Consider the following 3,249-nt stretch of genomic DNA (forward strand, 5'->3'; position numbering starts at 1 on the left):
GGGCTGCCGGCGGCGTGCTCCGCGACCGTCGCCGCGATCGAGGCCGGGCGCGCGCGCGACCGGCGGCGCGCGCTCGGCGTGGCCGCGGGCATCCTCGGCGTGATCGTCGGGGTCGGGATGCTCGCGCTCGCGCTCGGCGACGTGCCGCTCTCGCCCGTCGAGGTCGTCGCCGGGCTGCTCGGCCTCGAGGGCGCGGGCGGCGCGACGTTCATCGTGCAGGGGCTGCGGCTGCCGCGCCTGCTGCTCGCGCTGCTCGTCGGAGCCGCCCTCGGCCTGAGCGGCGCCCTGCTGCAGGCGGTCGTGCGGAACCCGCTCGCGAGCCCCGACATCGTCGGTGTCACGGGAGGCGCGAGCGCCGCGGCCGTGCTCGCCATCGCCGCTGGAGCGACGGGCCTCGCGGTGAGCGGCGCCGCCCTCGTCGGAGCCCTCGTCGCCACCGCGGTCGTCGTCGCCGCGAGCGGCCGCGGGGTCGGCGGCGCACGCTTCGTCGTCATCGGCATCGCCGTCGCCTTCCTCGCCAACGGCGTCGTCGGCTACGCCCTCACGCGGGCCAACCTCACGCAGGCGCAGAGCGCGTGGTTCTGGCTCGTCGGGTCGGTCGGCTCGTCGTCGTGGGATGACGTCGCGCTCGTCGGCGCGGCCGTCGCCGTCGCGACCCTCGGGCTCGTCGCCGCCCGGAGGCCGCTCGCGGCCCAGTCGCTCGACGACGGCTCGGCGCGCGCGATCGGGGCCCGCCCCGTCGGGACGCGGGTCGGGGCGATGACGGCCTCGAGCATCCTCGCCGCCGTGGCGTTGTCGGTGGCCGGGCCGATCGCGTTCGTCGCGTTCGCCTCCGGGCCGATCGCGCGCCGCCTGCGCGGGCGAGCGCCCGCGCTCGGAACCGCCGCCCTCGTCGGCGCCGCGGTCGTCGCTCTCGCCGACCTCGTCGCCCAGCACCTCGTCCCCGGCGCCCTCTCACCGCCGGTCGGACTCATCACGGGCGCCGCGGGCGCCGTCGTGCTCCTCGCGCTGCTCGTGCGCGGCGAGCAGGCCGGCGTCGACCGCGGCGGCGCTCGACCTCGGAAGGGGACGCGCCCATGAGCGACGTCATCCGCTCGGCCATCGACCTCCTGCGCGCGGGCGACGACGATGCGCCTCCGCCGCGGCTCGCCGCCGAGGGGCTGCGTCTGGGCTACGGCGACCGCACGGTCGTCCACGACGTCGACCTCGAGATCGCGCCCGGGGCGCTCACGGTCGTCGTCGGGGCGAACGCGAGCGGCAAGTCGACCCTCGTGCGCGGGCTCGCGCGCCTGCTCGCACCGACCGCGGGGCGCGTCACGCTCGACGGCGCCGACCTCGCGCGCCTGCCGAGCCGGAGGGTCGCGCGCACGATCGGCGTCCTCCCGCAGAGCCCGATCGCGCCCGAGGGGATCCGCGTAGCCGAACTCGTCGCTCGGGGCCGCTACCCGCACCAGGGCCTCTTCCGCGGGCACCGCAGCGACGACGACGTCATCGTCGCAGCCGCCCTCGAGGCCACCGACGCCACGGAGCTCGTCGACGCCCGGGTCGACGAGCTCAGCGGGGGCCAGCGCCAGCGCGTGTGGATCGCGATGGCGCTCGCGCAGCAGCCGCGCATCCTGCTGCTCGACGAGCCGACGAGCGCGCTCGACGTCGCTCACCAGGTCGAGGTGCTCGACGTGCTGCGCGCCGAGGTCGCACGCGGCATGACGGTCGTCCTCGTCATCCACGACCTGACCCTCGCGGCGCGCTACGCCGACGAGCTCGTCGTCATGGCCGACGGTCGGATCATCGCGCGCGGTGAGCCGGGGGCGGTGCTCACGGCGGAGGTCGTGCGGGAGGCCTTCGGCATCGAGGCGCGCCTGCTGGAGGATCCGGACACGGGGAGGCCGGTCATCCTGCCGCGATCGCGGTGACCGGCGGCGGCCGGAGCCGTCACATTCCTCTTGCCGAGGCCCGTTCGCCTGGGTTAGGTTAGGCTTGCCTCACCAGCCGAGGGCACGTCGCAGCGTCGCGTCGAGATCGGGCGCGGACCACCGTGCCGCGGCGCGCCCTCCCGTCCCTCCAGGAGCCCGCACCGTGTCCTCCCCCCGCCGCCGCGCAGCCCTCGCGGCCGCCGCGACCCTCGCCCTCGTTCTCGCCGGATGCTCCGCCGAGCCCGCGACCGCGCCCGACGGCTCCGCCGCCGACGCGGGTGCGTTCCCCGTCACGATCGAGCACGCCTTCGGCGAGACCACGATCGAGGAGGAGCCCGAGCGCGTCGTCACCTGGGGCTGGGCGAGCACCGACGCGACGATCGCGCTCGGCGTGACGCCCGTCGCGATCCCGTTCGAGTCGTACGGGGGCGACGAGGAGGGCGTGCTGCCGTGGATCCGTGATGCTCTCGAGGAGCGCGGGGAGAGCATCCCGACCGTGCTCACCAACACGGGCGCCGACGTGCCGTTCGAGGAGATCGCGGCCGCCGACCCCGACGTTATCCTCGCCCACTACTCGGGCCTCACCGAGGAGCAGTACGCGACGCTCAGCGAGATCGCGCCCGTCGTCGCGTACCCCGAGCAGCCGTGGTCGACCCCGTGGCGCGACATCATCTCGATCACCGGGCAGGCGCTCGGGCGCGAGGACGAGGCCGAGGAGGTGCTCGCGGGCATCGACGCGTCGCTCGCCGAGGCCGCGGCCGCGCACCCCGAGTTCGAGGGCGTGAGCCTCGCGACCGCGTGGGACACCGCCGGCACCTTCTACGTCTACGCCGACGAGGACCCGCGCGTCGAGTTCATGCTCGACCTCGGGTTCGTCAGCGCGCCCGCAGTCGACGAGCTCGACACTGACGAGTCGCCGTTCTACTTCACGCTCTCGTACGAGCGGGTCAGCGAACTCGAGTCGGACGTCCTCGTCGTCTACGGGTCGACGCCCGACGAGGCGCAGGCTCTGCTCGACGCCCCGTACGCGCAGTCGCTCCCGGCCGTGCAGCAGGGCGCCGTCGCGCAGCTCGTCGGCACCGAGTTCATCGCCTCGGTCTCGCCGCCCACCGCCCTGTCGCTGCCGTGGGGCCTCGACGAGGTCGTCGAGCAGCTCGCGGCGGCCGTCGCGGCTCGCGGCTAGGGTCCTCTCGCGCCGACGGCAGTGCGAAATGCAGTCTCCCCAGAGGGGGCGCCGACTCTCTCCCGCCTCAAACGGGTGAACGCGCCGTCGTCGACTGCATTTGGTTCGCCGACGTGACGACCGCGCCGGCGGCACGGCCGGGCGACCGGGCGG

Annotated in this window: 3 protein-coding genes; all 3 read left to right on the top strand. The window is 75.5% G+C overall.

The annotated features are described in order from the left end of the window. A partial coding sequence (locus Q7T15_RS07780; protein ID WP_304694981.1) for an iron chelate uptake ABC transporter family permease subunit occupies positions 1-1,080 on the top strand: 1,080 nt, incomplete at its 5' end. After that, the gene (locus Q7T15_RS07785) at positions 1,077-1,913 is read left to right on the top strand and encodes an ABC transporter ATP-binding protein (protein ID WP_304694984.1); all 837 of its coding nucleotides are present in this window, start codon (positions 1,077-1,079) and stop codon (positions 1,911-1,913) included. The genes Q7T15_RS07780 and Q7T15_RS07785, both read left to right, overlap by 4 nt. 163 nt (positions 1,914-2,076) lie before the next feature. Continuing rightward, complete coding sequence (locus tag Q7T15_RS07790) at positions 2,077-3,096, top strand: iron-siderophore ABC transporter substrate-binding protein (RefSeq protein WP_304694986.1); 1,020 nt, start codon at positions 2,077-2,079, stop codon at positions 3,094-3,096. The last annotated feature ends 153 nt before the right edge of the window (positions 3,097-3,249 follow it).

The sequence above is a fragment of the Microcella sp. genome, assembly GCF_030645145.1.
In the GTDB taxonomy this organism is placed as follows: domain Bacteria; phylum Actinomycetota; class Actinomycetes; order Actinomycetales; family Microbacteriaceae; genus Microcella.